2 pseudogenes are annotated in these 912 nt (G+C 33.4%); both read left to right on the top strand.

Annotated features, from left to right (window positions below):
- Positions 1-70: pseudogene (locus H5072_RS20425) on the top strand (calmodulin); the annotation flags it as partial.
- A 229-nt stretch (positions 71-299) separates the two neighbouring features.
- A pseudogene (locus tag H5072_RS21540) lies at positions 300-912 on the top strand (PDC sensor domain-containing protein); the annotation flags it as partial.

Genomic DNA, 912 nt, shown 5'->3' with positions numbered 1-912 from the left:
GCTTTTTGATCAATTAGATACAGATGGTAATGGCGAGTTATCTAAAGAAGAGTTTTCGAAGGTTCAGTAATAAGCTCTATGTAGAACCTTACCAGTCATACTCACAAAGCAGCTAAGTAATTAATACTTAGCTGCTTTTTTGTGCATTTAATTTAATATATTACTATTTAGTCACCAAAGTAGTGCAAAACTTGAGTTTGAATAGTGTCAAGTTACTGATTGTTAAGTTATTTTATTTTTGGTTTTAAACTTGCAAATCTATTTATAACTTAGGTTAATGAGTATTTAAAATGGCGCGAATGAGTTATATCAGTAGTGTTGAGCGCTACCACGAATATGAGCATGTAATACACAGTTTACTTGAATCTATTTTAATGAGTATTGAGGACGGATTAACTAAAGAACGTGATACTCGCTATCTGATTAAGCAGTACCCATTTTTAGAATTACAATATTGTTTAAATGCAGAAGGTTTGCAGCAGGGTAATAACGTCTGCTTTAAACGCGCATACAGCAAAAAATTAGGTGAAAGTGGTAATCAACAAGATTTAAGTGAGCGACCCTATTTTTGAACGCTAAAGCAAGTGATAAAGTGTGCTTTACTGATCCCTATATTTCTATAGCGACTAACCATTTATGTATATCGGCGATTAAAGAGCTAAAAAAACCAATTAATAATCAACATTACTTGGTTGTTGATGTGAGCTTAACGCAGCTTATTGAGTTTGTAATGGGTGATACTGCGCGCGCTAATATGTCGCCTTACTTCAAGGCGGGTTACGGTATTATTGTGGCGTGCTTATTTTGCTTAGTATTATTTTTACTAAATATCGTTTTTAGTGATATATACGCTCTATTAACTCATGTAGATACCTCATCAGACCCACTTGAACCCTTTAGTATCATTATTTA

Origin of the sequence: Pseudoalteromonas sp. SR45-5 (genome assembly GCF_014163565.1) — a bacterium.
Lineage (GTDB): Bacteria > Pseudomonadota > Gammaproteobacteria > Enterobacterales > Alteromonadaceae > Pseudoalteromonas > Pseudoalteromonas distincta.
Note: the sequence above shows the minus strand (reverse complement) of the source record. Positions and strands in the feature narration are given on the sequence as shown.